The 25361-nt window shown below is 58.0% G+C and carries 28 protein-coding genes; 18 read left to right on the plus strand and 10 right to left on the minus strand.

Annotated features, from left to right (window positions below):
• Genes AC07VO_RS05795 through AC07VO_RS05840 form a run of 10 tightly spaced genes read left to right on the plus strand, consistent with a single transcriptional unit; the run spans position 1 to position 8014 of the window.
• The gene (locus AC07VO_RS05795) at positions 1–1509 is read left to right on the plus strand and encodes an alpha/beta hydrolase domain-containing protein (RefSeq protein WP_019649039.1); all 1509 of its coding nucleotides are present in this window, start codon (positions 1–3) and stop codon (positions 1507–1509) included.
• A 20-nt stretch (positions 1510–1529) separates the two neighbouring features.
• The gene (locus AC07VO_RS05800) at positions 1530–2018 is read left to right on the plus strand and encodes a DUF6644 family protein (RefSeq protein WP_192351201.1); all 489 of its coding nucleotides are present in this window, start codon (positions 1530–1532) and stop codon (positions 2016–2018) included.
• 32 nt (positions 2019–2050) lie between these two features.
• A complete protein-coding gene (locus tag AC07VO_RS05805; RefSeq protein WP_018927834.1) occupies positions 2051–2539 on the plus strand; it encodes a DUF6644 family protein in 489 nt (162 codons plus the stop codon).
• 38 nt (positions 2540–2577) lie between these two features.
• A complete protein-coding gene (locus AC07VO_RS05810; RefSeq protein ID WP_018927833.1) occupies positions 2578–3300 on the plus strand; it encodes a DUF6162 family protein in 723 nt (240 codons plus the stop codon).
• Positions 3297–4229, plus strand: coding sequence for a metal ABC transporter solute-binding protein, Zn/Mn family (locus tag AC07VO_RS05815; RefSeq protein ID WP_064617285.1), 933 nt, complete (start codon positions 3297–3299; stop codon positions 4227–4229). Before AC07VO_RS05810 ends, AC07VO_RS05815 begins: the two co-directional genes overlap by 4 nt.
• Positions 4226–4933 (plus strand): metal ABC transporter ATP-binding protein, encoded by a 708-nt coding sequence (locus AC07VO_RS05820; RefSeq protein ID WP_064617283.1) that lies wholly within the window; start codon positions 4226–4228, stop codon positions 4931–4933. Before AC07VO_RS05815 ends, AC07VO_RS05820 begins: the two co-directional genes overlap by 4 nt.
• On the plus strand, positions 4930–5835 hold the full coding sequence (locus AC07VO_RS05825) for a metal ABC transporter permease (RefSeq protein ID WP_018927830.1): 906 nt from the start codon (positions 4930–4932) through the stop codon (positions 5833–5835). Before AC07VO_RS05820 ends, AC07VO_RS05825 begins: the two co-directional genes overlap by 4 nt.
• Positions 5836–5870: 35 nt before the next feature.
• Positions 5871–6827: a metal ABC transporter solute-binding protein, Zn/Mn family gene (locus AC07VO_RS05830; RefSeq protein ID WP_192351197.1), complete on the plus strand. Its 957-nt coding sequence runs from the start codon at positions 5871–5873 to the stop codon at positions 6825–6827.
• Between the two features lie 30 nt (positions 6828–6857).
• Positions 6858–7181 carry a hypothetical protein gene (locus AC07VO_RS05835; RefSeq protein ID WP_026331603.1) on the plus strand — a complete coding sequence of 108 codons (324 nt, stop codon included), beginning with the start codon at positions 6858–6860 and terminating at the stop codon, positions 7179–7181.
• A gap of 8 nt (positions 7182–7189) precedes the next feature.
• Complete coding sequence (locus AC07VO_RS05840) at positions 7190–8014, plus strand: DUF4198 domain-containing protein (RefSeq protein ID WP_019649044.1); 825 nt, start codon at positions 7190–7192, stop codon at positions 8012–8014.
• 47 nt (positions 8015–8061) lie between these two features.
• Here AC07VO_RS05840 and AC07VO_RS05845 read toward each other — a convergent pair whose 3' ends face one another.
• Positions 8062–8502 (minus strand): CBS domain-containing protein, encoded by a 441-nt coding sequence (locus tag AC07VO_RS05845; protein ID WP_192351193.1) that lies wholly within the window; start codon positions 8500–8502, stop codon positions 8062–8064.
• A gap of 91 nt (positions 8503–8593) precedes the next feature.
• Positions 8594–9601: an AraC family transcriptional regulator gene (locus AC07VO_RS05850; RefSeq protein WP_064617274.1), complete on the minus strand. Its 1008-nt coding sequence runs from the start codon at positions 9599–9601 to the stop codon at positions 8594–8596.
• 241 nt (positions 9602–9842) lie between these two features.
• Here AC07VO_RS05850 and antA point away from each other — a divergent pair, with 241 nt between their 5' ends.
• The 3 genes from antA to antC are packed head-to-tail and all read left to right on the plus strand — an operon-like array spanning position 9843 to position 12768.
• Complete coding sequence (gene antA / locus AC07VO_RS05855) at positions 9843–11228, plus strand: anthranilate 1,2-dioxygenase large subunit (protein WP_064617272.1); 1386 nt, start codon at positions 9843–9845, stop codon at positions 11226–11228.
• A 1-nt stretch (position 11229) separates the two neighbouring features.
• Positions 11230–11718 carry an anthranilate 1,2-dioxygenase small subunit gene (antB, locus tag AC07VO_RS05860; protein ID WP_064617270.1) on the plus strand — a complete coding sequence of 163 codons (489 nt, stop codon included), beginning with the start codon at positions 11230–11232 and terminating at the stop codon, positions 11716–11718.
• An 18-nt stretch (positions 11719–11736) separates the two neighbouring features.
• A complete protein-coding gene (gene antC, locus AC07VO_RS05865; protein WP_064617268.1) occupies positions 11737–12768 on the plus strand; it encodes an anthranilate 1,2-dioxygenase electron transfer component AntC in 1032 nt (343 codons plus the stop codon).
• Between the two features lie 92 nt (positions 12769–12860).
• Here the strand turns inward: antC and AC07VO_RS05870 are convergent, their stop codons facing one another.
• The 7 genes from AC07VO_RS05870 to AC07VO_RS05900 form a co-directional block, all read right to left on the minus strand.
• Positions 12861–14408, minus strand: a complete 1548-nt coding sequence (locus AC07VO_RS05870) for a methyl-accepting chemotaxis protein (protein WP_064617266.1) — start codon at positions 14406–14408, stop codon at positions 12861–12863.
• A 99-nt stretch (positions 14409–14507) separates the two neighbouring features.
• The gene (locus tag AC07VO_RS05875) at positions 14508–15455 is read right to left on the minus strand and encodes a SphA family protein (protein WP_064617262.1); all 948 of its coding nucleotides are present in this window, start codon (positions 15453–15455) and stop codon (positions 14508–14510) included.
• A gap of 43 nt (positions 15456–15498) precedes the next feature.
• A complete protein-coding gene (locus tag AC07VO_RS05880; protein ID WP_064617260.1) occupies positions 15499–16041 on the minus strand; it encodes a flavin reductase family protein in 543 nt (180 codons plus the stop codon).
• 25 nt (positions 16042–16066) lie between these two features.
• A complete protein-coding gene (locus AC07VO_RS05885) occupies positions 16067–17305 on the minus strand; it encodes a styrene monooxygenase/indole monooxygenase family protein (RefSeq protein ID WP_064617258.1) in 1239 nt (412 codons plus the stop codon).
• A 79-nt stretch (positions 17306–17384) separates the two neighbouring features.
• A complete protein-coding gene (locus AC07VO_RS05890) occupies positions 17385–18170 on the minus strand; it encodes an SDR family oxidoreductase (RefSeq protein WP_064617256.1) in 786 nt (261 codons plus the stop codon).
• A gap of 10 nt (positions 18171–18180) precedes the next feature.
• Positions 18181–19425 (minus strand): dienelactone hydrolase family protein, encoded by a 1245-nt coding sequence (locus AC07VO_RS05895; RefSeq protein ID WP_192351191.1) that lies wholly within the window; start codon positions 19423–19425, stop codon positions 18181–18183.
• A gap of 308 nt (positions 19426–19733) precedes the next feature.
• Positions 19734–20225 (minus strand): lecithin retinol acyltransferase family protein, encoded by a 492-nt coding sequence (locus AC07VO_RS05900; protein WP_082920844.1) that lies wholly within the window; start codon positions 20223–20225, stop codon positions 19734–19736.
• A gap of 500 nt (positions 20226–20725) precedes the next feature.
• On the opposite strand from AC07VO_RS05900, the gene AC07VO_RS05905 reads away from it, so the two are divergent.
• Positions 20726–21742, plus strand: coding sequence for an AraC family transcriptional regulator (locus tag AC07VO_RS05905; protein WP_237229639.1), 1017 nt, complete (start codon positions 20726–20728; stop codon positions 21740–21742).
• Positions 21743–21810: 68 nt separating this feature from the next.
• Here the strand turns inward: AC07VO_RS05905 and AC07VO_RS05910 are convergent, their stop codons facing one another.
• Positions 21811–22023 carry a DUF3079 domain-containing protein gene (locus AC07VO_RS05910; RefSeq protein WP_018927823.1) on the minus strand — a complete coding sequence of 71 codons (213 nt, stop codon included), beginning with the start codon at positions 22021–22023 and terminating at the stop codon, positions 21811–21813.
• A 224-nt stretch (positions 22024–22247) separates the two neighbouring features.
• On the opposite strand from AC07VO_RS05910, the gene AC07VO_RS05915 reads away from it, so the two are divergent.
• From AC07VO_RS05915 to AC07VO_RS05930, 4 genes are read left to right on the plus strand one after another with little or no spacing between them, the layout of a single operon-like run.
• Positions 22248–22772 (plus strand): iron transporter, encoded by a 525-nt coding sequence (locus tag AC07VO_RS05915; protein WP_018927822.1) that lies wholly within the window; start codon positions 22248–22250, stop codon positions 22770–22772.
• Positions 22773–23105, plus strand: a complete 333-nt coding sequence (locus AC07VO_RS05920; protein ID WP_192351189.1) for a cupredoxin domain-containing protein — start codon at positions 22773–22775, stop codon at positions 23103–23105. It abuts the gene before it with no gap.
• Positions 23106–23127: 22 nt separating this feature from the next.
• The gene (locus AC07VO_RS05925) at positions 23128–23982 is read left to right on the plus strand and encodes an FTR1 family iron permease (RefSeq protein WP_026286551.1); all 855 of its coding nucleotides are present in this window, start codon (positions 23128–23130) and stop codon (positions 23980–23982) included.
• Positions 23970–25349, plus strand: a complete 1380-nt coding sequence (locus tag AC07VO_RS05930) for a 4Fe-4S binding protein (RefSeq protein ID WP_018927819.1) — start codon at positions 23970–23972, stop codon at positions 25347–25349. The genes AC07VO_RS05925 and AC07VO_RS05930 overlap by 13 nt, the downstream gene beginning before the upstream one ends.
• Positions 25350–25361 lie beyond the last annotated feature (12 nt).

The raw sequence follows: 25361 nt of genomic DNA on the forward strand, positions 1-25361 counted from the left end.
ATGGAAAGACTGACAACCTTCAGCATCCTGCGGCCGACGCTGCAAAGCGCCCTGCTGTTGCTGATCCTCACGTCGAACACATTCGCAGAAGTGCCGCGCATGCCCACGGCCATCGCGGTGCCGCCCTCCGGCAAGCCACCGCTCTCGTCGGCGAAACGCCCGGGCACCGAATACAGCGACCTCGACAAGTACGGCTACATCGAGGAGGAGTTTTACCTGCAAGGCGTTGCCCCGGCCATTACCGCCTCGGGCAAAACCCTGTTGGAGGCGCCTTACACCACACGCATTCTGGTGCGCAAACCGGCTGACCCCGCGCGCTTCAATGGCACGGTCGTGATCGAGCCGTTCAGCTGGTTCGGCGAGCGCGCCGCGGGATGGATCCTGACCCGCGACTATTTGCTGCGTCGCGGCTACGCGTACGTCGGGTACACGCTGAATGTGAACAAGCCACCAGTCGATCCCAAGTTCATCTCGGACACCCCGGCTGCCGAGGCCGAGCAGATCGCTCAGTACGGACGGATCGTGAACTTCGAGTTCATGCGCCGCTTCGACTTTGCACGCTACGCGCCGCTGGGCACCTATTACGACCCGGAACACTTCACCCGCGGTGAAGCTCCCGATCCGTTTGCTCCACAGTCCCAGGGCATCGGGGCGCAACTGGCGTTGCTGCTGAAAACCAATGCAGCGCAAAGCCCGTTGGCCGGTCTCGATGTTCAACGCATCTACGTCAATAGCTGGGCCGTGACCGCGCAAGTCTGGATGGACTACCTCGACCAGGGCCGGCACCAGCAATGGCGTATGCCCGACGCAAGGCCGCTGATCGATGCCTACATGACCGGCCGCATGGCCTACGGAGAAGTGGGCGGCGACGTCATCCGGGTGCCGCGCCATACGCCCGATGGCGTGCCGTTCGTGACCGTCTACAGCCAGTCCGAACTGATGCACGACGTGATCGAAGGCATCAACCTGCCGCCGGACACCGACAGCCCGCAGATTCGCTATTACGAAGTGACCGGCATGCCGCACCTGCGGCTGGCCGACCTCGGTACGGAGCATACCGAAAAGCTCGCTGCCGACATCGGCAAGGGCGACGACCCACGGTGCCGGACGCTGTACGACGAACCGGCGGAGCTGGTCGTCTCGGCGCTCCTGGATCGCATGGACCAATGGGTGCGCCAAGGCAAACCCATGCCGAATGCTCCGCGGGTCGCCCGCGATGGCAAGACCGCCGCGCGCGACCCTGTTACCGGCAACCTGCAAGGGGGCGTACGCCCACCGTGGATCCAGGTGCCCAGTGCGACCTACCTCACGGATCAGGAGACCGGCTGCGGACTGATCTACGACACCAAGGTGCCTTACTCCAAGGACGTGCTTGACCAGCGTTATGGAAGCTTCAGCAACTACGAACAGAAATTCGAAGACGCCAAAGCCCTTTCGATAAAGGAAGGCTACCTACTGCCAGAAGATGCGGCGGGCCTGCGTTCGATCGCAACGCCTCAAGACTTCTAACCCATTGGGAAGAACAGCAAATGTCATCATCACTCATCATTGCCTGGATCTATGCGTCACCTTTGAGCACAGCCATCCGGGACATTCTCTGGATCATACCCACCGTCCAGAGCATTCATATCCTCGCTATCACAGTGCTCTTCGGCTCTGCGGTCATCTCCGATCTTCGGCTGGCGGGTGTGTTCGCCACGGACGAGCCCTTGCGTGGCGTCGTTCGCCGGTACTACCCGTGGATGCGCAATGCGCTCCTCGTCCTGCTCTTCACGGGGTTGATCATGATCATCGCCGAGCCTGATCGCGTACTCGTCAACTCGACCTTCTGGCTGAAGATGGCGCTGGTCGTGAGTGCGTTCACGCTGACCTTGCTTCTGCGGCGCCCCCTTCTGCGCCCTGCCGACGATGCACAACATGATGGCAAGCCTCCTCTTGTCAAGGCGCTAGCCTGGCTGTCGATCGGCTTGTGGTGCGTCGTCATCATCTGTGGTCGCTGGATCGCCTACGCGATCTAAGCGTTTTCAACGAAAGCTCCCAGGTATTCGCCATGGACATTCAACCAACACTACAAGCCCTCCAGGACACCTCTGTCGCCACCTTCATCCGAGAGTCGGGCTCCGCTTTTCCAACCCTTGAATCGGTGCATGTGATCGGCATCGCCCTTGTGTTCGGGACCATCGCCGTCGTCGATTTGCGTCTGCTCGGCGTTGCCTCCCATCGCCGCAGCGCGCTACGGCTGATAAAAGATTTGCTGCCGTTCACCTGGGTCGCTTTCGTGGCTTGCGTGATCACCGGCCTGCTCATGTTCGCCGCCAATGCCACGACCTATGCCGAGAACACCGCGTTCTTGTGCAAGATGGGCGTGTTACTGCTGGCGGGGCTCAACATGGGGGTATTCCATTTGGGCGTCTTTCGCCGCATTGCCGAATGGGACACAACGCTAACGCCTCCCAGCCAGGCGCGTGTCGCAGGGTTCAGTTCGTTGGCATTGTGGGCGGGCGTGGTGTTCCTCGGCCGCTGGATCGCGTTTCTCTGATGGCTCGTCTATCGCCGCGTCGCGCATCTGGTGCAGCTATGCCCAGCGATCACGCAAACAGCGCAATCAAGGTGGTGCGCCCGGTATCCGGCCGATGGGAATCGCTGGCACTGTTGCTTGCGGCCCTGGCAGTCATCGCCAGCGTGGCAGGCTATATAACGCTGCGCCCCCAGAAAGTCGGCCCACCGATAACCTTGAGCTGGCAGGTGCGTTCCTTCGATGGCCTGGGTGCGGTCGATCAGGCGATTCACAGCGCTCTGCTGCCGGCCGGTGAAGAAATCATCTGGTTCAACAACGATACCGGCGGCTGGATCACGCTGGAGCGTGCGCAGAAAATCTTGCTGCCGCCCTTCTACCGTGACGCCTTCTGGAAGACCAATGGCGAGGTGCAGTGGCAATTGATTCTGCCTGGCACTCACCTGCCGCATGCCGCTTCCGGCGACGTGCACGCCGATGCGCCTGTCACCCCGCCGGACCAGACCGCCAACAAGGTGTCGCAAGCCACCCAGGGCCAGGGCGCTACGGTCTATTACGGCTCGGGCGGCCGCGCGCCGGGCCAGAGCGCCTACCTGCTCGTCATCGGTCACGCGCATGCCGGTGTCATGTGGGCCAACCAAGCGACGATCTGGGTCCACCGCGACCCGAACGCGCCCTACCCTGGCATCGTCAAGCCCGAATCGCTGGTCGGCGATGGCTGGCGCCAGGTCATCCCTTACAACGGTGCCAGCGAAGTCGAACGCGTAAAAGGAACCCAGCCATGACCGTTTCTATGAAACACCGCGCACTGTGGCGCCGATGCATCGCGCTATTGCTGCTGATACCCGCCATCGCACTCGCCAGCCCGGCTCCCTCTTCGGGCAAGAAGCTCAAGATCGGCGTCACACTGCATCCCTACTACAGCTTCGTGGCAAATATCGTTGGAGATCGGGCGGAAGTCGTTGCGCTCATCCCGGCGGAAGCGAATCCGCACAACTACCAGCCGCAGCCCGATGACATCACCCGCGCGATGAATATCGATGTTCTGGTCGTCAACGGCATCGGACACGATGAATGGGCCTTCCAGATCATCAAGGCCGCTGGCCGCGGGGCGACCCTGCCGATCATCCAGGCCAATGCCTCCGTTGCGCTCATTCCAATCGGCGGCGGCCAGGACGGCGTCAAGGTGGTCAATCCGCATACCTTCGTATCCACCACGGCAGCGATACAACAGGTCTTCGAGATCACTCGCCGGTTGGGGGAACTGGACCCGGACAACGCTGCGGCGTATCGACAAAACGCCCTGGCGTATGCCGCGCGTATCCGGGCGCTAAGGGCCGGCTTCATGACCCGTTTCGCCGCGCTGGATTTGTCTTCCTTCCGGTGCGCGACAACCCACGCTGGCTACGACTACATGATGCAAGAGTTCGGCCTGTTCGTGAGTGCGGTGATCGAGCCGCGTCACGGCGTCGCGCCGACTGCGCGCCAGTTGGCCAACACCATCGACGCGATCAAGAAGGCCAATGTGCGTGTGCTTTTTGCCGAGAAGAATTTCTCCCTCGACCTGGCCAAGCCTATCGAGGCAGCCACCGGCGTGAAGGTGTTCGCGCTGTCTCACATCACCGGTAATACCTACAGCCCGGACGAATTCGAGGTGGCGATGCGTGAAAACCTCGAGACCTTGGCCGAAGCCGTTGAGTTTACGCAGCGATGAACGCGATGAAGGAGGAACAAGCGATGCGCGGCCCCGCCATAGTGTTCGATAACGTCTCCCTGCAACTGGGAGGTACGCAAGTGCTCGACAAAGTGAGCTTCCGGGTAGAAGCCGGTGCGCTGCACTGCCTGGTAGGCCCGAACGGCGGCGGCAAGACTTCACTGGTGCGTGCGCTGCTGGGCCAGATGCCGCATTCAGGGACGGTCCGGTTCGAAGGCGAGGTCACGACACCCATGGGGTATGTCCCGCAATTGCCGGACTTCGACCGCAACGTGCCGATGACGGTCAACGACATCATGGCCCTTCTCGGTCAACGCAGGCCGGCCTTCCTGGGCTCAAGCCGATCTGCCAAGGCGGCCAATGCCCAAGCGCTGGAGCGCACCGGCGTGGCCGGAATGGGCGCAAAACCTTTTGGCAGCCTGTCCGGTGGCCAGCGTCAGCGAGTGCTGCTGGCCCAGGCGATCAGCCCGGCGCCCTGGCTACTGATCCTTGACGAACCGACCGCCGGCATCGACGAACCGGGTGTGCGACTGGTGGAGGCGCTGGTGGCCGAGCTGAACGGCCGCGGCGTCACCATCCTCTGGATCAACCATGACCTGGAACAAGTCAGGCGCATCGCGCAATCGGTGACCGTTATCAACCGGCGGGTGCTGTTCCATGGTTCGCCCGACCAGGTCGCCTACCCTCTGGAGGCTACCCAATGAGTGCCCTGTACGAATTGATTCGCAACCAGCTCCAGGCGCTTGCCGCGAGTGGCATCCTGCCGCAACCGTTCGAGTACGAGTTCGTGATCAATGCGCTGCTCTGTGCAGTGCTCATCGGACCGCTACTGGGCGTGCTGGGCTCGATGGTGATGATCAAGCGCATGGCGTTCTTCAGTCAGGCCGTCGGTAATGCGGCGATGACCGGCGTTGCCATTGGCGTGCTGATCGGCGAGTCCTACACCTCCCCCTACTTCTCAATGTTCGGCTTCTGCCTGCTGTTCGCCCTGACGCTGAAGTACACGCAGCACCGCACCACGCTGGCCAATGACACGCTGATCGGCGTGTTCTTGTCCATCTCGCTGGCGGTCGGGGCCTCGTTGCTGCTGTTCGTGTCGGCGAAGATCAACACGCACGTAATGGAAAGCGTGCTGTTCGGTTCCATCCTGGCGGTCGACTACACCGACATGAACGTGCTGCTTGTGGTAACGGCGACGTGTGCTCTGCTCGGACTGCCGATGTACAACGGCATGCTGTTGGCCAGCCTCAATCCGAGCCTGGCACATGCTCGCGGCGTGCGCGTGCGAAGCGTCGAGTACCTGTTTGTCGTACTGGTCACCCTGGTGACGGTAGCCTGCCTGAAAATCATCGGCGCAGTACTCGTCGAAGCCCTTCTGCTCATACCGGCCGCGGCAGCACGCAACATCAGCCATTCGCTCCCGGGGCTGGTCGTGCGCGCCATCCTGATCGCGACTTTTTCCTGCGTGGTCGGCATCCTGGCACCCATGCAATTTCACATTCCCGTACCGACAGGCGGCGCAATCGTGATCGTCGCCGCCCTGGTGTTCGTCGTCACCACCGTCATCCGCGCTACCGGGGCCCGGTTCAGAGGTGCCAGCGTATGAAATGGCTTTGCATGTCACGTCGACCCTGGCTAGCGATGCTGGTACTGCTGCTGGGCAATCCGCTTTCTGCCTTCGCGGATACCGGCAGGCAGCAGGTGCTTGTCGCACTGCCGGCGGTGTATGCGCTCACCTCGACGCTCAGCGACGGCACAACCCTCAAGGTCGTCCGCCTTCCGGCAGACGCTGCCGTGCCCATGGAAAGCCAGGCCAACGCGCTGTCGCGCCTGGAGCCCGCCGTGTTCCAGCAGGCCACCGCCGTAGTTACCCTGGGCAACCTCTGGCGCGCGGATCCGCTTTACACCACGGCACGTCGCCACAATCTGCGAATCGTCGAGATCGATGCCTCGCACTCATGGGACACCGTCAAGCCCGGAGTGGCCGTGGCCCGCGTGCCATCGAACGACGTTCCCTGGGTAACCGAACGCGACGTCGATGGCGGACTGTCGCCGTACGCCTGGCTCGGCCCCGTCAACGCCATGCGCATGTCGGCGATTATCGCTACCGACCTGGCACGCCTGTCTCCCCCCGATGCGCCTCGGATAGAGCGCAACCTCGCCGCACTCGAAGGTCGATTGCGCCAGCTCAAGGCCAACTACGGTGCCCGACTGCTGGCAGTGCCGGATCTGCGCGTGCTGTCGCTGGCCGATGAGTTCACCTACTTGTTCGGCGAGTTCGGGATTTTTGTCGACGGCTGGTTCGTCCGACAGGACATCGACTGGAGCGACGCCGACTGCACCGCACTGACCCGATACCTGCGCGAGCGTGACATCCACGTGGTGGTCCACAAGTGGGCACCGGACGCCAGGATTGCCAAGGCCATCGAGGACGGCGGCGCACGGTTGTTGATACTGGACGCCGGCAACCCGGGAATGCTCGCCGACGCGGCCGACGGGTACGAAGCACTCCTGAGTTCGAACCTGGATTCCTTACTGACGGCCTTCGCGCCACCTGGCCCCAATACGAGCGGCGACCACAAATCGCCGCTCCAATGATCAACCTCGACCGTGGAGATCGAAGACCTTATGAAACCCCTAGGCTCAGCACATCGGATACTGATCGCCGGCGCCCTGGTGTTCTGCCAGGCAGCCTTCGCTCATGGCCCCGTCTTCGACTGCTACATCGAGAGCGATGATCTGGTGAAGTGCGAGGCGGGTTACACCGACGGCAGCTCCGCCGCTGGCAGAAAGGTCCATGTCCAGGACACCAGCAACAAGGTGTTGCTCGAAGGAAACGTCGGCACCGACAACACCTACGCATTCCAGCCCCCAGCCGGGAAATACTCCGTTGTGTTCATGGGCGGAGACAACCATCAAGCCACGATTCAGTCATCCGACATTTCAAGGTGAAATCGACCATGCCGATCAAACGACGACTGCTCCAGGCACTTGCCGCCGTTACATTAGGTTGCCTGACAGGCGCTGCACAGGCCCATTTCCAGATGCTCTACGTCGAGGAAACGGCGCTGCCGCGTGCGGATAAACTGGAGTTCGCGCTGGTGTTCACGCATCCCTTCTCCGGCGGCCCCACCATGACCATGGATGAACCCCGCGCCTTTAGCCACATCAGCTCGCACGGCGGGGAAAAAATCGATCTGCGCCAATACTTGCGCCCTGTCCAGTGGCAGAGTCGCGATAACCAAACGACTGCCTATCGTGCGTCGATTCCGCGGGAGTTGGTTCGCTCACTGGGTGACCATATCTTCGTACTCGAGCCCGAGCCCTACCTGGAAACCGAGGAAGACGTCTACATCCAACAGTTCACCAAGCTGATCGTGAACGTGGGCGGCGTACCCGGCAACTGGGCAGAACCACAAGGGTTGCCGGTTGAGATCCAGCCACTGAACAAGCCTTATGCAAACTGGACAGGCGGAGTGTTCCGCGCCTTGGTGCTGGCCGATGGCAAGCCCGTTCCGTTTGCCGAAATCGAAATCGAATACATCAACCATTCCGTCGATATCGAGAAAAACGCCTTTGGCCAGCAAGACTATGTAACGGCACCTCAAGCTTCATTCAAATCCCTGAGCTCCTACACGGACGCCCAGGGCATCGTGACCATCGGCCTGCCCCGGGCCGGCTGGTGGGGTATTGCAGCGCTCGACATCGGTACAACAAAAACCCACAAGGGCAAACCCTTGTCGCAAGACGCGGTGCTGTGGGTGCAGGCCAGGGATATGAAATGACACAAGCACATCCACGGTCGGTCGTCCGAACCGTTCTGCCCAAAAAATCAATGTCCGCGAATGTACCGTTCAAGCTGCTGTATCAGGTCTGCTTGCTCTGCAATAGAAGCCTTTACCAGATCGCCAATCGACAGCAAACCAAGCAATTCTCCGTTTTCCACAACCGGCAGATGACGAAGATGGCTATCGGTCATGATCCCCATGCAAGCCTCGATACTCTGACGAGAGTCCACAGTTATTGCTGGAAAACTCATGACATCCCTCACGGGTGTACCCGCTGAAGAGCGCCCTTGAAGCACCATCTTGCGCGCATAATCCCGCTCACTGATAACGCCGATTACGCTCCCGTTCTCGACGACCGGCAAAGCACCAACGTTCCGTTCGGCCATAGTCCTGATCGCGTCCAGAACCATTTGACCCGGTAGAACAGTGTGAACTTTATGATTAGCTTCTGGCTTTAAACGAAGTAGTTGCGCAACCGTTTTCATAATGCTCTTCTCTTATTTTTTCCACGCAAGCGCCTTTACCGGGCGATCAGACCGCAATCAATCAAAATAGATAATAAAAGCTCGCACAGACTCAGTGACTGCGACTTCTCTCAACCGTCTTCGATGGCACTTCCGAAAATAATTTCTTATAGTCGGATGAGAACCGACCCAAATGATTAAATCCCCAGCGCATGGCCACCGCAGTAATATTTTCATTGCAGCCGCCTTCCATCAACGCCTGCCTTACAGCTTCAAGCCGAAAACGCTTTAAGTACACAGTTGGCGTGACACCAAAGTACTTCTTGAAGTCATCATGCAGTTTGAAGCGAGACACGCCCACCGCCCGCCCGACTTCGTCCAGATCGACGTCATCGCCAGCATGCTCATTGATAAACTGCTTGGCCTTCAACAAATACTCAGGGCAGCGACTTTGCGAAACGCCAGCCAACTCGCTTGAATAATTGTTTGGCTGCGACAAGATCAAGCCCTTTATCAGCGCTTTTTCCATATCACGAACCATGGAAACATGACCAAAAAAGTTACGCGCCTGATCCATCTCCGCAAGCAGGTATCTGACCAGTCGCCACCATGCCGCCGGCGCGCCCTGACTTGTACCTACTCGCGTCTCGAAGACAATTGGCTGTTGCGTGGGTCGCTGTAATAGTTCCTCCAACATCTGTCGCATGGCTGCACACTTGATGGCGACCTGAATTTTCCGGCAATTACCTGCAATAGAAAGCTCTTGCTGATCATAAGGCGACACGATGAGTCCGTTATCACTATCGGACATCAGCAATCCATTGGGTTTTCGAAGCTCCTGTTGCCCCCGGATCGGAAGACTGATGCTGTAGCTGTTGAGCTCTGACGCATCAATATCAATAGTGACATCGGTACCGTATTCGATATACCCAATCACTGTAGACATCGACTTCAAAACGTTTCCGGCATGTTGAAAATGAAGACGTTGTGGAGACGAGGCCTTGAGCTCGTGGGGACCGCAAATATTAACCATCCAGGCCTGCGCATTCTGCAGGTCATGATGCACCGCATGGATGTCTTGAAAATCAACATCGGACCCCGCATGAGTTTGCAGATTCATCGCAGCACCCTAATGGTTACAGATTAGCGACAACCCTACGTTTAAAGCCCCGGGATCGCTATCCGCATAATGCAAAAATGATCAAGAAAACGCATAAAACACCCTCGCCTGATGGTCCTCACGAAAAGCGCCCCCGCCCCCCCTCAGAAATGGATAGATATCGCCTCGAATCCGGATAGATGCACCACACAGAAAGGCTTTCAATCGGGTCGTGCCTAAAACTACAAAAAGGGTGTACCTGATGAACAGCTCTAGAAGCATTGCGCAGTGGCAAGATTACATTCAGGGTTGCCTGGATTTTCGGCCGGCCGAAGGTATTTACCGCGTCGCCCGTGACATGTTCACAGAGCCGGAACTGTTCGACCTGGAGATGGAACTGATCTTCGAGAAGAACTGGATCTACGCCTGCCACGAGAGTGAAATCGCCAATCCCAATGATTTCCTGACGATGCGCGCAGGTCGTCAGCCGATGATCATCACCCGCGATGGAAGCAATCAGCTCCACGCGCTGATCAACGCTTGCCAGCACCGGGGCGCGACCCTGACTCGCGTCAGCAAAGGTAACCAATCTACCTTCACCTGTCCGTTCCACGCCTGGTGTTACAAAAGTGATGGCCGCCTGGTCAAGGTCAAGGCTCCGGGGGAATACCCGGAAGGTTTCGACAAAGCAACCCGCGGCCTGAAGAAGGCCCGGATCGAGAGCTACAAGGGTTTCGTCTTTATCAGCCTGGACGTCAATGGCAGCGACTCGCTGGAAGACTACCTCGGCGATGCCAAAGTGTTCTTCGACATGATGGTCGCGCAGTCTCCGACCGGCGAGCTGGAAGTACTGCCCGGCAAGTCGACCTATAGCTATGACGGCAACTGGAAACTGCAGCACGAAAACGGCCTGGATGGTTATCACGTCAGCACCGTGCACTACAACTATGTCTCCACGGTACAGCATCGCCAGCAAGTCAACGCGGCCAAGGGCGGCGGCTCCGACACGCTGGACTACAGCAAGTTGGGCGCCGGCGATGCCGAGACCGACGACGGCTGGTTCTCGTTCAAGAATGGCCACAGCCTCTTGTTCAGCGACATGCCCAACCCGACTGTACGCGCCGGGTATGCCAGCGTCATGCCGCGCCTGGTGAAGGAATACGGCCAGCAACAAGCCGAGTGGATGATGCATCGTCTACGCAATCTCAACATCTACCCAAGCCTGTTCTTCATGGATCAGATCAGCTCGCAGCTGCGTATCGTGCGCCCAGTGGCCTGGAACAAGACCGAGATCACCAGCCAGTGCATCGGCGTCAAGGGTGAGTCCGACGCAGATCGGGAAAACCGGATCCGCCAGTTCGAGGACTTCTTCAACGTTTCAGGCATGGGCACTCCCGACGACCTGGTGGAGTTTCGCGAAGCCCAACGCGGATTCCAGGCCCGCCTCGAGCGCTGGAACGAAGTGTCCCGCGGCAGTGAGAAATGGGTCGAAGGCCCCACCCCGAACAGCGAGGCTCTGGGCATCAAACCGGTACTGACCGGCACCGAGTTCACGCATGAGGGGCTCTACATCAATCAGCACGGATCCTGGCAGCGCTTCCTTCTGCAAGGTCTTGCACAAAAAGCCCTGAAGTTGAAGGAGGTGTGAAATGAGCGCACTACAACATTCCATCGAACAATTCCTCTACCGCAAAGCCGAGCTGTGTGATCAGCAGGATTGGGACGCCTACATCGCCCTGTTTGATGAACAGAGCGAATTCCACCTGCCGCAATGGGAGTCGGAGCATGTGTACACCACCGATCCCAAGCGCGGCATGTCGCTGATTTACTACTCGAACCGCTCCGGCCTGGAAGACCGGGTATTTCGTCTGCGCACAGGCAAGTCGGCAGCTTCAAACCCGATGCCGCGCACCTTGCATCAAATCAGCAATGTGCGAATCAAGGAGATCGATAACGGCTTGCTTGAAGTCAAGGCCGCCTGGGTCACGCTCTACACCCGGCAAGGGCTGTCCGAGCAGTTCTACGGCCATGTGACCTACCACCTCAAAGCGGACGCAGACAGCTGGAAGATCACCCGCAAGCACATCGTGCTGCTCAACGACACGATCAACTCAGTGCTTGATTTCTATCACCTGTGAACTGTGGGGCACGCTGTCATGAACCATAAAGTCGCTTTCAGCTTCGCAGATGGCAAGACCTCGTTCTTCGAGGTCAAGCCCAACGAACTGCTGCTCGACGCCGCGCTACGCAATGGCGTGAACATCCCGCTGGACTGTCGCGAAGGTGTCTGTGGCACTTGCCAGGGTCGCTGCGAATCAGGCCAATTCACTCAAGACTACGTCGATGAAGAGGCTCTTTCCGAGCAGGATCTGGCGCAACGCAAAATGCTCTCTTGCCAGACCCGCGTGCAATCGGATGCGTCGTTCTATTTCGACTTCGATTCGAGCTTGTGCAACGCTGGCGCAACCCGGTTACTGCAAACGGTGATCACCGGTGTAGAACAGGTGTCGGCCACCACGGCGATCCTTCATCTGGACGCTTGCGCCCACCAGCAGCAATTGGACTTTCTTCCGGGGCAATACGCTCGACTGCATGTACCGGGCACCAGTGAGTGGCGCTCCTACTCATTCGCCAACCGCCCCAACCCCACCAACCAATTGCAGTTTCTCATCAGGCTCCTGCCTGATGGCGTGATGAGCAACTTCATCCGCGAGCATTGCCGCCCCGGTCAAGTACTCGAGCTCGAGGCCCCATTGGGGAGCTTCTATCTACGTCAGGTGACCAAACCTCTCGTACTGGTGGCAGGAGGAACCGGCCTGTCGGCCTTCCTCGGGATGCTTGATAACATTGCAGAAAAAGGTGGCTGCGGGCACCCGATCCAACTGTTCTATGGCGTCACGCAGGACAATGACCTGTGCGAAACTCAACGCCTGGCTGATTATCGCGACCGCATCGCCGACTTCGACTATCACCTTGTGGTTTCGAAACCCTCCGTGGATTGGCAAGGTAAAACCGGGTGGATTCCTGATCACTTCGACCGTCAGTCGTTCGACGCCAACCCATTCGACATCTACCTGTGCGGTCCTCCGCCCATGGTCGACGCGATTAAAACCTGGTTCAACGATCAGAAGATCGAGCAGTTCCAGATGTATTACGAGAAGTTTATCGATAGCAATTCCAAACATTGAGCAACAGGGAAATATCCGGAGAAGCATCCAGATATTTCCCTGTTTTTTTTATCGCCTGATTACGTCGCAGCCAATCTCCCTTCCGCAAAAAATCAACGATCAAAACGCTCAGCCAAATGACGCAATGCTTCGGCCTGAGCTTTCAAGTCCTCACCAATTCTTTGACCATCCAATGCCTTGTCGACGCTTTGCGCGGATAGCTCAGCCACTTGCAAAACCTGCTGTGACAAGCTCTCGACTACCTGTGATTGCTGCTCCATGGCAGAGGCGATCTGCATGCTCATGCAGGATACTTGGGTCAGTGATAAATTCACTCCAGCCAGATTGCCCTGCACTGACTCCACTTCACGAGTGCTGTGTTGCGCAAATTCTCGGCCCTCATCGGTCAGTTGTACGGTGCGCTCGGTGGCATTACGCAGTTGCAACAAGAGCGGTTGAATTTGCTGGGTGGCTTGCTGGGTACGTGTTGCCAGTTGCCGTACCTCGTCAGCGACAACACTGAACCCCCTACCCGCTTCGCCGGCGCGAGCAGCCTCGATGGCGGCGTTCAGCGCCAACAAATTGGTTTGTCCGGCAATCGAACTGATAATGTTGGTGATAGCGCCGATGGACTCAGTGGAACTGGCCAGTTGTTGCACCGCCAATGCAATATCCCCAACGGATGTGCTGAGCTGCTGCATCGCATCAAGACTCTTGCCGGACAATTGTTCGCCATGACTGGCGAGCCTGACCGCTTCCTGAGTGGCCAGATTGGTCGCCTGAACGTTACCGGCAACCTCCTGGATAGTGGCCGCCAGTTCGCTCAGAGCGGTTACCGATAAGTCGGTTTCATCGCGTTGACGTTCCAGGCGCAGCGTTTCGGCCTGGATCAACTGGGCAAGCTCGACCACCCGCTGCTCGACAACTCCCCCGGTCGTCCCTATTCGCGACAACGCACTTTGCAGGCGGCTTTCCTCCGCAATCAGCGCCATCTCCATCAACGCGGCAGTACCGGGCGCATGACTGTAAATATTGGCGGTCAACGAATCGGTAAACGCTTTTGGATGGGCGATAAAAACCTGCTTGACGGCACGGCTCTGCCGCCAGTCCTGGACACCTGCCATAACGGCTAATCCAGCCACCACCACAGCGCTCTGAGCCCAAAAAGAGTCCAGCAGCCAAAGACCTGCCGACAACAATAATCCAAGAGGCAGGCTCGGTAATGCACAGGCCACCAGTCGATTGATACGAGCGCCCCACTGAAGAACGACCCCTCCAGCACTCAAACGCGAATAGAGCTTTTCTGCACGCGCGGCTTGCGTTTGCGATGGCACGCTATAGACGGCCCCGTAGGCCTGAATCCCATCCGCGCCAAACACCGGTTTTATGTAGACGTTCAGCCAATAGGTCGAGCCATCCTTGCGCTGATTCTTCAACAGTCCCATCCAGGGTTTTCTTTGCAGCAGTGCACCCCACAGGCTACTGAAAATCTGCGGGGGCATATCAGGATGTTTAAGAAGGCTACTTGGCTGTTGCAACAACTCCTTACTCGTATACCCGCTAAGTTTGATAAATGCATCGCTACCGTGGGTAATGCGCCCCTGTAGGTCGGTACGACATATCAGGACAGCATTGTCTGAGGAAGTACGAGGTGTGGACATGACTGAAAGGTCCCAAAAAGGAAAAAAAAAGCCTGCCCATAAGGGCAGGCAGAAGACCAAAGTAATAGCAAGCGATGGAGCACGATGACTGCGGCGGTCTTAAAAGTGATGGACGTAGCGCACTTGCACACGACTGCCGTCAGGGCGGTTCTCTACGTCCTGTTCGAAGTACGCGTTCAAAAACACATGATCGTCCTTGGAGAAGCTATACATCGCCCCCGGACCAATGGCCCATACCTTTTCGCGACGACCGGAAACCTCATGGCCATCGACTTTGGTGTCGGTAATTTGCTTCAGCCAATAACCGTTGATACCCAGACGCAACTGCGGCGTCACCGCATACTCGGTCGCAAAGTTTGCATGTAAGGCCTGGCCAGCTTGAATATCATCAGCGCCACCAAACTCCGGTCCCGGATCATCATTCTTGCCGTTGTAAAGATAGTGAGCACGTACCGACGCGGTCCATTTTGGGGTAAACCAATAAGTAGCTGCCCAATAGGGGTCAAACGACCAGGCGTTGGCTCCGGGGTTGATGCCATGCTTATTGTCGTATTTGCCAGTCGGCACATTGACCTGCAATTCAATACGGTGCGCAAAACGCGGCCCATCGGGCCCCATGATCGGATCAAACTGGATCATCGGGCCTAACAGAAGATCACCCAGACCACTTTGAGCCTTTATCGCCGCATTATTCAGTCCGTCATCAACATCCATGCTGGTCACAAAAGGCAGCACGGCGTTCATGCCCAGCGTTGCGTTACCCAAGCGAATATCGGAAAAGTAGCTGACTTGCGTCACTGCGACCTGATAATCCAGTTCCTGTTTGGGCAAACCCAGTGCCTTGCCATTTTGATCTCGAAAACGATTAGCGCTGTAGTTCTGGAAGTATTCCTGAAAGTACCAACCCGGTCCGGCTGGCGGAGCGCCGTCGAGGAAACTGGTCAACCCCAGATTGACCACCGGCAAGTCATACGCCTGTGCCGGTTCAACTCCCAAGAGGCCAGAGCCCAGCACGCACACCGATAGCAGTTTTATTTTTGTTTTCATAACGCTCTCCACTTGCAGCAAGGCTAAAGGCAAGACTCCTGACTTATCGACTCAACCCGGGATGCTCTGCGGCCACTCGATACTGCCCGCAGTGAAACACCAGCGGTTCCCCTGCACCGTGGCGGTAGTGCTCGATTTGCCCAAGGAAAATCAGATGGTCACCGCCCTCGTACTGAGTGACATTGCGGCAGACCAGCGTAGCGATTACACCCTCGAGAAGCGGTACCCCGGCCTCCCCGGCCGTGAAGGCCACACCGGAGAACTTGTCGGGTGCGGGGCGTGCAAAACGTCCGGAAATATCGTGCTGTTCAGCCCCCAGAACATTGATCGCAAAATGGCTGCACGACAGGTAATCCACCAGGCTCGGAGCGTTGCGAGAAATGCTCCAAAGTATCAGTGGAGGATCGAGCGAGACTGACGAAAACGAATTAGCGGTCATGCCGACATTGCGGCCATCAGCCGTACGCGTGGTGATAACCGTGACCCCCGTAGCGAACTGCCCCAGCAGGTTGCGCAACTCGCGCGGATTACAGTCCTGTGCGCTAACCAGTTCGTGCTGGGTAGACTCTGCGGTAAATGCATTCATGATGAACTCCTGGCTCGATGGCGGCTCAAGCGGCCTGACGGGTCTTTTCCTGAATAAAGGCTTGGCAAGACTGGGCGTCGAACCACCAAGGGGCAAAGTTGCGAGGATCATCGAAGCCATTGGCGATGGCCGATGCCAGCGGCTTTGACTGACTCGCGGCGCCAAGCAGTTCGAGCAGATGTTGAGGCGGTGGTGTCAGCATGGTGTTGGTCCACTTGACCACATGCCGGGCATAGCTCCAGTACTGCTCGAAGGTTTCGTGCATCCAGTCGGGGCTGAAGCCTTGTGCGCCACGGGCGACAATCGCATCCAGATAAACCTTGCTGCACTTGGCTGCATTGTTCGAGCCCTGGCCAGTAATAGGGTCGTTGACCACAAGCGCATCGGCCATGCCAAAAACCTTGCGCCCCGACGGCAACGTCAGCACCGGTTTGCGCACCATCGGCGTGAAGCGCCCAGACAGGAAACCCTTGTCATCGGTCATTTCCAGGGACCGGCAGCGTTCGGCTTCCCAGGGTACGTAGCGATTGACCAGTTCCAGGCTTTTCTCAAGATGTTGCTCGGCAGACGTGATCCCCTGCCAGCAATCCATCGGCCCGCCCGGAATCCCTTCGAAGACCATGATTTCGCAAGGTCCAGTGGTCGTCAGGCAAGGAAACACAAAGTATTCGCCTACACCTGGTATCAGGTTGAAGCTGACCCGTGAAAACGGCGACATCGGTGTCATGCCCCTCACATAGGTCAATGACAGCGCCCGTTGCGGTTGCTGAAACTGAGTCCGCTCGGCATCTTTTTCGAACAGATTGACGATTTCGCCCTTGCCTGCTGCCAGCAGTACAAGGTCATGGCTGGTCGACAAAAGCTCCAACTCGGCCACACCGACATCCTGGATAATGACCTCGCCACCCCGCTTCGCGACTTCGTCCAGCCATACCGGCATTTTCAGACGCTGATCGACGGATTGGGCGTAGCGATCCAGCCGGGTACTCCAGCTGAACAGTGGCTCATTCGGATTCTCGGGGTTGGGCACGGTCAGACCAATCCCTTCAACGGCAGGACATTGGTCTTCCCAGAAGTTCAGCCCCAGATCACGCTCGCTTTGCAGGGCGGCGTTGAACATGCACTGGCTGGACATCACCTTACCGTTGCGAATGTCCTCGCCGTTACGGTTAGTGGTCAGGGTCACATGGTAGCCCTTGGCGAGCAGACCGAGTGCGAGTTGCAGGCCGGCTTGACCGGCTCCGACGATGGCGATTCGACGCATTGTTATTCTCCTGGTTATCGACGGTTACAGGTGCAGCATTCGGCAGTCGCCGAACTGAGTTTCTTGTGAGTGCTCAGTGTTACTCGGCAAGCCGTGGTATCGCTGGCAGGTTCTGTTCCGGCCCCATGACCGAGTAGCCGCCATCGACGGCGTAGTCAGCGCCCGTAACGAAGCTGGCGGCGGGTGAACACAGGAACGCCACTACGTTGGCCACCTCGCGGGGTTCCCCCAGTCGTCCCAACAGGTGATAAGAAGCGGCGACCGCATCAGCCTTTTCACGGTTACCGCCACTGACTTCGGCGATCACCCGCGACCAGGTCCAGCCAGGCGATACCGAATTGACGCGGATGCCGTCCGCAGCAAGGTCCATGGCCATGCAACGAGTCAGCTGCACCATGGCGGCTTTTGAAACCGGATAGAGCCAACGCCCGGTCTGGGCACACTTAGCCGAGATGGAAGTGAAGTTCACAATCGCGCCACGTCGGGCCTTGAGGTCCTGATGCACCGCCTGAGTCAAAGCCACTGCCGAAACCAGGTTCACATCAAGCGCCTGCAACCAATCCTGGCGGCTGGAGGCAAAGCCCTGGTCGCTGTAAGTGCAGGCCAGATTGATCAGCAAATCGATGCCGCCAAAACGTGCGCGCACCTCTTCGACCGCATGTGCAATGAGTTCGTCATCCGTCACGTCAAGGTGAAAAAACACGGCTCGCTCACCGAGTTCGGCCGCGACCTTGAGACCCGCTTCACGGTCGATATCGAACAACGCAACGCTAGCGCCTGCGTCCATCAGCGCCTGCGCGACGGCGGAGCCAATCAGGGTTGCGCCACCGCTGATCACGGCGATTTTATTCTGCAGATGAGACATGGTTACCCCCTTAAACCGGCTTGTCGGCGCTGGAGGCCCAGCTCGGCATTAACGTATTGGAAGGCAGCGATTCATCGAGCAGTTTTTGCGCGGTCACCACACCCGCCACTGGCAACCCGGTCGGATCAAGCAGGCCGATTTGTACCAGCACGCTGGCCTGATCCCAGTAGATATGTTCGTGATAAAGCTTGGGACCGCGGAACTTGACTACCCCAAGCATAGGGATCTCGACATGACGCCCCGTCGGTGCCACCCCGGGAAGCATCCAGTCGATCTCGCAGTCATGGGTAAAGCTCATGATGAATTCATCAACGATCTGCGACGCACCGACCGTGCGAGACAGCGGAGTCAGCGCCATATCCTTGGGATTGCCATGGACGAAGTGATGCTGGTAGAAGCGGCTCAACTCTTTTGCCCCCACCCCACCGGTCATGGTCGGGATGTGGTTGACGTAAGGTTCAGCAACCATGGTGGCCATGGTCGCAGGTACGTCCCGGGTATCGAACTCGTGACGCACGTGCTCATCCCAGAGATCAGAAAGGTTGTAATCCGGCCCTAGCACCCGACGTAGCGCAGCAATGGTCCGTTCGTGAGCCAGCAGCGCTGAGGGCTTGTGATAGTGATGGCCGTTAGGGCGAGCGAAGGCGTGATCAACCCCCGGGTAAACGTAGAGCTCAACACCCGGCTTGTCGTGCAGGACCTCCTGGATCGCGGACCGTGCCTCGGCGGGACAGAATTGATCCTGTTCAGCCATATGCAGCACCAGGCGACCCTGCAGTCCTTCCGCTTCCGACAAGGCGTTTTCAATGCCTACGCCGTAGTAACCGACGGCACAAGCCACTTCAGGTAACCGGCAGGCCGCCAGGTAAGCCAACTTGCCCCCCAGGCAATAGCCCACAACACCCAGGTCACCCGGCTTGCATTGGGGCAAGGTCTCCAGGGCATTCAGACTGGCGCGGATATCATCAATGCCCAGTGCCTCGTCGAAACCCTGGTACAGCTCATAGGCGCGACCAAAGTCGGCCTCGGTGTAACCTAATTCGACACCGGGCTCCTGGCGCCAGTAAAGGTCCGGAACCAGCACGGTGTAACCTTCCTCGGCCAACAGATCAGCGACTTCACGCATGGCCTGGTTAACGCCGAAGATTTCCTGACAGAGCACCACGCCCGGCCCGCGACCATCGACAGAGGTCGCCAGGTAAGCCTGGAAGTGACCGCCGGACGAAACCGGCACGCTGACATACTGGCCTTTCATATCGAATCTCCAAGGGTTCAGGAACGTTGGAGACGATATTGGGCACCTTGCGCGGTGCGGACTATCCGCTGAATGCGACGCCTGTCCGTGACCTGCGGGAAGTTACAAGGGTGGCAGGACCTGATGTGCAAAATGTAATAAAGGGGTGTGAGTGGACTGAAGATGAACAGGGCCAGATCTGAGCAGAGGGCCGCCCTTGCTCCTCGATAGGCTCGACGATAAAAAGAAAAAAGGTGGTCGACTCATACGTGAATCAAATGCATACGCTGCTCAGCGTGATCATTGATTCGAAGGGCAAGAACGAAGCACTAAACGATGGCGGTGCGCTGAAACAGTTCCGGCACGGTTTGCAGAAGCAGGCGCAGTGCTGCGAAAGGATGAACCGCGAAATTGCGCACCTGGTCACTGCGACTCTCGCCGTACAGGCACCAATTGCAGAAATGTTCGCAGTTGTTGGTCAGCAGTCGGTATTGATTTTCTCCCACTCGAGACAGCGCTCGCCGGACCACTTCTTCGCGTTCGAATCTGACCTGCCGGGCACTCCGGACCCAGACCGGTTTCCCCGAGGCAAACCACTGCAATGCAAGCACTTCTACAGGGCCTGCGTGCAAGCCGGCGCAAAGGCCGGAGTAGTGAACGACTTGAGAGGCGCCCAGGTAAATCCCATGATGGTAATAACCATTTCGTGAGGTGATGAGATGGCTTCCCGGAGGTACCTCTGCGCCAGCTTCCCAATCCCAGTCATGCCATTGACGGGTAAGAAGTTCCTCTGCTGGAGAGGATTTAAAGGAGATGTTCATCGAGCTTCGCCTTACCAGAATTGTGGAGGAGTGCCCCCCGTAATGATCTGGACGGCACTCCCACCTCAGTTAATTCAGAAGCGTTGATACGATATTGAACATCTGCCCCGAGAGGGACTATCCGCTGGGTGCTAAACCTGTCCACGGCATGCGGAAAGGTTTCTGATTTGACCTACAGGGCTTTTCGCAAACCCTGATTGTCCATCCTGCAAAAAACACGACACCGCCAACGAAAAAAAACGTTGGACGCCTAATGCTCACAGAGGGATTCTTTGAGCTAATCAAATGCTCAGCAACCGCCCGAACAAACGGAGCCCGGCATGGCATGTCCATTGCTTGAGCAGGTAGATAGCCCCGATGAGGGCACAAAAAGAAACAGACATGCTCACAGGTTATCCGGTTAATGCAGTGACTATCCTTATCCTGCAAAACCTCGGTAACACAACGGTGAGCAATGCCTTGAAACCGTGCATGCAAGTGAGGCGACCATGGGCCTGAACATCATTGCGGAGAGTTGCGGCAGTCTCTTTGACAGAGCTTCGCTGTTCACTCCCAAGAACCAGTTGTTCCTTCTCAATGACCTGGATGCCATCCGCGAAGGTGTCAGCAGCGTATTCACCACTCACGATCTGCGTTGCGTGGAAGAAACCGACCGCATCAGCGCTCGAATGCACCATGTCAATCGTGGGCGTCTGTCCTTGAACAGGCTGGAATATGGAGCAAGGGTGTATATCGACCCCGGCCGCCTGGAAGACTTCTATTTAATCCAGATCCCCATCAGTGGCCAGGCACGCATCATTTGCGGCGACCATGACTTTATCTCCACCCCGCATAAGGCCTCGTTGATTTCACCCAACCTGCCGTTATCAATGTGCTGGGATGCCAACGCCCCTCAGTTGGCACTTCGAATAGAACGAAGCGAAGTTGAGTACCACTGTGCACAGCACCTTGGACATGTGATGGACAGATCACTTGAGTTTCAGCCGGAACTCGACCTGACGACCCCGGGCGGAAACTACTTTCTTCAACTGATTGCCATGCTGGCGGACGCGATTACATTGGACGAACATCCGCTCCACCACTCCCTGGTGCTCAAGCAGTTCGAGTCAGTCCTGATCAATGCATTGGTCTATGGCCAACCCAACAATCTGCGAGAACAACTGGAGTGCGCCAGTAAACCAAAAGCGCTCTTGCCCTATTTCGTCAAAAGGACTGAGGAGTACATGCGGGCTCATGCGAACGAACCGCTGAGCATAGAGCAGTTAGCCGAGCACGCCGGGGTTAGCGTTCGCACACTGTTTGCCGGCTTCCGCGATTTTTGCGATACCACTCCCATGGCCTATCTACGCAACCTGCGACTGGAGCAGGTGCATCTTGAATTGAGCAGCCAGTCTAATGATGCTTCAGTCACCGATATCGCGTTCAAATGGGGCTTTGCCCATTTGGGACGGTTTGCCCAGGAATACAAAAAACGTTTTGGCGAAGCACCTTCAACGACGCTCAGATTCCGAAGCTGAATCCAGAAATCATAAACGGTGCAACGTCTGACGGTGGACTTACACGAATCTGCGAAGTTTGGCGTGCACTAGACGCCATCATCCGCTGTCTTGTCTGTGACGATGAGGGGCTCGATTCCCCAGTCGCCAGACAAATACCAATCCTCTCCGAACATCTCGGCCGGATGCATCGTACGGTCGGAGCCATTGCCGCATGCCAGGGACTTGGCCGGACAATACCGGTCACATCCCCAACAGATCCGCTCGGGGTGCTTGGGGTTGACGGGGAAGTTCTTGGCCATTTCGATCTCCGGTCATTGAGAGACGTTCTTCCAACCTACAGCCTTTGTGCAAAACCATCCTTGATGGATATCAAGAATCGACATCGAGCGACTGCCCTCCCTATCGCGATCCTGGAGCTAAGCTTCTAACGGTTTAATTGATCAAAACTTGATAACAATCATTATTGTTCGCAGCAAAGCTTCCTAGACTCGGGTTCCTACTCGTCAGTGCCCAGGAAGACATTATGCGTACCCACCTCTCACTCGCCCTGCTCTTGCTCGTACCGCTGGCTCACGCAAAGGAATACCCGATCGGGGAGCCACAGCTGTGTCAGGGGCTGGAAGTCGGGGCGGTGTATCTGCAACCGATCGAAATGGCCCCGGCTGGCATGATGCGCGCTACTGTCGATTCTGATGTTCACCTGGAAGCCGACATTCGGGCCACCGCGGACAATCGACAGGGCTTTCAGGAAGGCAGTTTCGTGCCTTACCTCAATGTCTCGTTCAACTTGAGCAGAGCGGGTAACCCGGACGAAATCAAGGGCGACTTCCATGCCATGGTCGCCAATGACGGCCCGCACTATGGCGACAATGTGAAGCTGCTGGGGCCGGGCAAATATCGGCTGACGTTCACCGTGCTACCACCCACCGGTCACGGCTCCCTCGGGCGTCACACCGATAAGGAAACCGGTGTGGCGCCCTGGTTCGAACGCTGCGAACTGCACTACGAGTTCATCTACGCCGGCATCGGTAAAAAAGGCGGCTATTGAATGAAGCGCCTGCATCTTGCCTGGCTGATCGTGGCCGGAACAGTTGCGCCGTTGACGGCGCATGCCGAGTTGCCGAGCTTTGAGCTGACCCTGCGCGATGGCCACTTCTCCCCTGCCTTGCTTGAAGTCCCGGCCGGACAGCGCTTCAAAATCGTGCTGAAAAACGTCGGCCAAGGTCCGGCCGAGTTCGAGAGCACGCCGTTGCGGGTTGAAAAAGTACTGTCGCCGGGCGTGACAACCTTCGTCGTCATTCACCCGCTCAGGCCCGGCCACTATCCCTTTTTCGACGAGTTCAATCCGCAATTGCCCGAGGGCGGCATCCTCGCGAAATAACCTGTTAGCGCACGGAGCTTCCATGAATCAATCAATGTTCATCGTCTGGCGCGAAAGCGTCGAGGCGTTGCTGGTGATCGGCATTCTCCAGGCCTGGGCCAGCCAACAAGGCCAGCGTCATCGCTTGGTCAAATACCTGTGGGCGGGTGTGATGCTGGGGTTGATGCTCTCGGGCCTGCTGGCGGTGTTGATTCTGTTTGCCGGTGAGGCCATGAGCGGGTCGGCCAGTGAATGGTTCCAGGCCGCACTCGCACTGTTTGCCAGCCTGTTAATGGTGCAAATGGTCGGCTGGATGCACCGTCACGGGCGCACCCTCAACCACGATTTGCGACGTCACGCCGATAGCCACCTGGCCCGCCAAGGAGGCGCAGGTCTATTACTGCTGGCCATGCTCGCGATCAGCCGCGAAGGCAGCGAAACGGTGGTATTTCTCTATGGCGCCGGCGCCCGGTTGCGAGGTCCGCAGCTCGGTTTGTTTGCCGTCGGCGGCGTGTTGGGGCTGGTGCTGTCCGCGCTGACCATTACGCTGCTGCACAGCAGTCGCCGCTTCATTTCATGGCAACGATTCTTTGCCCTCAGCGAAGTCATCTTGCTCATGCTCGGCGCGGGGTTGCTGGTCAGCGGCACCGAGCGAATCGGCGGCCAACTGCTCGCCCTGGATGTGCCGGACGTGGTTTACAGCCTCGTAGGCGAATCGCTTTGGGACAGCAGCGCTTGGCTGAGCGACAGCCATGGATTGGGTGGCTTTCTGGCCAGTTTTGTCGGTTACCGCGCAACGCCCAGCGGCATGACCTTACTGGTGTGGGTCGGTTACTGGCTGGTCGTCAGCGCCTGGCTACGCCAACGGGCTGCGGAGAAAGTCCCATGCCTGACCTGAGCCGGCACAATCGATGGCTCCAGCGCCTGGGTGACGGGATGCGTCGCCATGCGTCCGTCATCCGTGCGCTGCAGTGGACTGTCGTAGTGTTTTACGCAGTGCTGTTGGTGACCCCGGCGCTGTTGCCGTTGCCGGACAGCCAGGCACGGATACTCGACAACCTGACCTTGCTCGCGCAGTTTTTATTCTGGGGAATCTGGTGGCCGTTCGTGTTGCTGTCGATGGTGTGCTTCGGTCGACTCTGGTGTGGCGTTCTGTGCCCGGAAGGTTCGCTCAGCGAATGGGCCAGTCATTACGGCAAAGGCCTGGGTGTGCCGCGTTGGTTGCGTTGGGGCGGTTGGCCCACATTGGCGTTCTGCCTGACGACCCTCTACGGCCAATTGATCAGCGTCTATGACTACGCCCAGGCCGCACTGTTGATTCTGGGTGGCTCGACCGTCGCAGCGGTCATCGTCGGGTTGTTGTTCGCCCGGGGCAAGCGGGTCTGGTGCCGTTACCTGTGCCCGGTCAGCGGGGTTTTCGCCCTGCTCGCAAGGCTGGCCCCCGTGCACTTTCAGGTCGATGAGCAACGCTGGATAGAGAATGCCGCGCCACGCCTGCCGCCCCCCAACTGCGCTCCCCTGCTCGATATCCGTCGCCTGCAAGGCGCCAGTGATTGCCACGCCTGCGGACGCTGCAGCGGGCAACGCGGCGCCGTGCAGCTGATCGCCCGCTCCAGCAATCAGGAGATTCTTCACGCAACCGCGCAGGCGCTGTCCCCTTGGGATACACGCTTGCTGCTGTTCGGCGTGATCGGCTTGGCCATGGGCGCGTTTCAGTGGACGGTCAGCCCATGGTTTATCGCCCTCAAACAAACCCTGGCCCAGTGGCTGGTGGAACACAACCAGCTCTGGGCCTTACGGGACAACGCCCCCTGGTGGTTGCTGACCCATTACCCGCAACTCAACGACAGCTTCAGCTGGCTCGACGGCTTCAGCATTGTCGCTTACTTGAGTGTGAGTTCGATCATGCTCGGCACGGCGTTGATGCTGCTCCTGCGCCTGACGGCCCGACTGGCGCGAGATCGCGCACTGTATTGGCCTCTGGCGCTGACACTCACGCCTGTGGGTGGTGCCGGACTGTTTCTCGGGCTGTCGGCCACCACCGTCAAATTACTGCGTTATGAAGGTCTGCTGCTGGAGTGGGTACAACCCGCCAGGGCCTGCCTGCTATTGGCCGCCATGGGGTGGAGCCTGCTACTGGGTTGGAAACGGCTGAAACACGAAGGTATTCCCCTGGCTCGGCGCGTGTCGGGTGGAGTTTGCCTGTTCCTCGCCAACGGCCTGATCGGGTTTGGCTGGTGGTTGCAGTTCTGGGGCTGGGCTTGAGTTTCCCCAGCC

It is taken from the genome of Pseudomonas sp. GW821-FHT03E01 (assembly GCF_059420765.1).

Bases quoted from the DNA above. Each gene is read 5' to 3' on its own strand.
- AC07VO_RS05925 (WP_026286551.1), top strand. From the start codon at position 23,128: ATGAATCAATCAATGTTCATCGTCTGGCGCGAAAGCGTCGAGGCGTTG.
- AC07VO_RS05930 (WP_018927819.1), top strand. From the start codon at position 23,970: ATGCCTGACCTGAGCCGGCACAATCGATGGCTCCAGCGCCTGGGTGAC.
- AC07VO_RS05890 (WP_064617256.1), bottom strand. From the start codon at position 18,170: ATGTCTCATCTGCAGAATAAAATCGCCGTGATCAGCGGTGGCGCAACC.
- AC07VO_RS05850 (WP_064617274.1), bottom strand. From the start codon at position 9,601: ATGAATCTGCAAACTCATGCGGGGTCCGATGTTGATTTTCAAGACATC.
- AC07VO_RS05885 (WP_064617258.1), bottom strand. From the start codon at position 17,305: ATGCGTCGAATCGCCATCGTCGGAGCCGGTCAAGCCGGCCTGCAACTC.
- AC07VO_RS05915 (WP_018927822.1), top strand. From the start codon at position 22,248: ATGCGTACCCACCTCTCACTCGCCCTGCTCTTGCTCGTACCGCTGGCT.
- AC07VO_RS05830 (WP_192351197.1), top strand. From the start codon at position 5,871: ATGCTGGTACTGCTGCTGGGCAATCCGCTTTCTGCCTTCGCGGATACC.
- AC07VO_RS05880 (WP_064617260.1), bottom strand. From the start codon at position 16,041: ATGAATGCATTTACCGCAGAGTCTACCCAGCACGAACTGGTTAGCGCA.
- AC07VO_RS05800 (WP_192351201.1), top strand. From the start codon at position 1,530: ATGTCATCATCACTCATCATTGCCTGGATCTATGCGTCACCTTTGAGC.
- antA (WP_064617272.1), top strand. From the start codon at position 9,843: ATGAACAGCTCTAGAAGCATTGCGCAGTGGCAAGATTACATTCAGGGT.
- AC07VO_RS05820 (WP_064617283.1), top strand. From the start codon at position 4,226: ATGAACGCGATGAAGGAGGAACAAGCGATGCGCGGCCCCGCCATAGTG.
- antC (WP_064617268.1), top strand. From the start codon at position 11,737: ATGAACCATAAAGTCGCTTTCAGCTTCGCAGATGGCAAGACCTCGTTC.
- AC07VO_RS05845 (WP_192351193.1), bottom strand. From the start codon at position 8,502: ATGAAAACGGTTGCGCAACTACTTCGTTTAAAGCCAGAAGCTAATCAT.
- AC07VO_RS05910 (WP_018927823.1), bottom strand. From the start codon at position 22,023: ATGGCCAAGAACTTCCCCGTCAACCCCAAGCACCCCGAGCGGATCTGT.
- AC07VO_RS05810 (WP_018927833.1), top strand. From the start codon at position 2,578: ATGCCCAGCGATCACGCAAACAGCGCAATCAAGGTGGTGCGCCCGGTA.
- AC07VO_RS05895 (WP_192351191.1), bottom strand. From the start codon at position 19,425: ATGAAAGGCCAGTATGTCAGCGTGCCGGTTTCGTCCGGCGGTCACTTC.
- AC07VO_RS05870 (WP_064617266.1), bottom strand. From the start codon at position 14,408: ATGTCCACACCTCGTACTTCCTCAGACAATGCTGTCCTGATATGTCGT.
- AC07VO_RS05920 (WP_192351189.1), top strand. From the start codon at position 22,773: ATGAAGCGCCTGCATCTTGCCTGGCTGATCGTGGCCGGAACAGTTGCG.
- AC07VO_RS05805 (WP_018927834.1), top strand. From the start codon at position 2,051: ATGGACATTCAACCAACACTACAAGCCCTCCAGGACACCTCTGTCGCC.
- AC07VO_RS05900 (WP_082920844.1), bottom strand. From the start codon at position 20,225: ATGAACATCTCCTTTAAATCCTCTCCAGCAGAGGAACTTCTTACCCGT.
- antB (WP_064617270.1), top strand. From the start codon at position 11,230: ATGAGCGCACTACAACATTCCATCGAACAATTCCTCTACCGCAAAGCC.
- AC07VO_RS05795 (WP_019649039.1), top strand. From the start codon at position 1: ATGGAAAGACTGACAACCTTCAGCATCCTGCGGCCGACGCTGCAAAGC.
- AC07VO_RS05875 (WP_064617262.1), bottom strand. From the start codon at position 15,455: ATGAAAACAAAAATAAAACTGCTATCGGTGTGCGTGCTGGGCTCTGGC.
- AC07VO_RS05815 (WP_064617285.1), top strand. From the start codon at position 3,297: ATGACCGTTTCTATGAAACACCGCGCACTGTGGCGCCGATGCATCGCG.
- AC07VO_RS05825 (WP_018927830.1), top strand. From the start codon at position 4,930: ATGAGTGCCCTGTACGAATTGATTCGCAACCAGCTCCAGGCGCTTGCC.
- AC07VO_RS05840 (WP_019649044.1), top strand. From the start codon at position 7,190: ATGCCGATCAAACGACGACTGCTCCAGGCACTTGCCGCCGTTACATTA.
- AC07VO_RS05835 (WP_026331603.1), top strand. From the start codon at position 6,858: ATGAAACCCCTAGGCTCAGCACATCGGATACTGATCGCCGGCGCCCTG.